General features: G+C 59.0%; 2 protein-coding genes and 1 other annotated feature. Both genes read left to right on the top strand.

The features are described from left to right. On the top strand, positions 1 to 544 hold a 544-nt coding region (locus WH91_RS10305), incomplete at its 5' end, for a FadR/GntR family transcriptional regulator (RefSeq protein WP_046170932.1). Between the two features lie 26 nt (positions 545 to 570). Then, positions 571 to 685: a sequence feature (AL1L pseudoknot), on the top strand. Positions 686 to 723: 38 nt separating this feature from the next. Continuing rightward, a partial coding sequence (locus WH91_RS26100) for an IS3 family transposase (protein ID WP_144408365.1) occupies positions 724 to 960 on the top strand: 237 nt, incomplete at its 3' end.

Raw genomic sequence — 960 nt, 5'->3', positions numbered from 1 at the left:
CATGGTCCGCGAGGCGATCGCGGAGCTTAAAGCAGACGGAATTGCCATTTCGCGCCGCGGCAGCGGGCTGTTTGTTGCTGATTTGTCAGACAGAAACTCGTTTAAAGTGGACCGGCCAGCAGTGTTGCTGCCGGAAAATGTCAAACAACTTTTCGAACTGCGGCAACCGGTGGAAATCAGCGCAACGCGGTTTGCCGCAGCTCGACGTACGGACGACGATCTGCAAAAGCTCCGCCGGGCCCATGAGCGCATGGTTGCCGCCAGTGACTGGGCCGAGGAAGGCGTCACCGCGGACCTGCAGTTTCACCAGATGATCGCCGCCGCGGCGCACAACGCCTATTATCTTGATTTCCTGGGCTATCTGGGCGGGCTGATGCGTGAATCCATCCAGGTCGCGCGCGCCGAAAGCCGGGACAGCCGCGTCCAGGGCGTGACCTTGGAGGAACACCTCAACATCTTCAAAGGCATCGAATCGCGCGATCCCGAACGGGCTGCCCACGCCATGATGACGCATCTAGAAGGCGCACGAAATCGGATGTCCTGAAGATAGAGTTCATGCGCAAAGCCTCTAGTGATTTCGCCTAGGCGGAGCTCGCCCCCCCAGTGAAGCGATGAACGCCCTTATCGACGAGCATCGTGGCATTATCGGGTCGAGGCGATCTGCACGGTCCTGCCAATCACCCCATCCTATCACGAGCACCTCGCCAAGTCCGTGATGCCTCGATGCCGTCATCTCTTGCCCAGTGCGGTGAGGCGCTCAGGCCTGAAATCATGCGGGTCTTTGCCGTGAACTTCTGTGTCTATGACGTCTGTAAGGTTTGGCGGCAGATGCAGCGGGAGGGATTCGATGTAGCCAGATGTACAATTAAGAGACTGATGCGAGACACGGGCACCCGTGCCCCTATCGCAGTCCTAAGGGCGCAGGGTGGCGGTGCACGGTCTGGAACATTCCGAACACAT

Origin of the sequence: Devosia psychrophila (assembly GCF_000971275.1) — a bacterium.
GTDB classification, from domain to species: Bacteria; Pseudomonadota; Alphaproteobacteria; order Rhizobiales; family Devosiaceae; genus Devosia; species Devosia psychrophila.
Note: the sequence above shows the minus strand (reverse complement) of the source record. Positions and strands in the feature narration are given on the sequence as shown.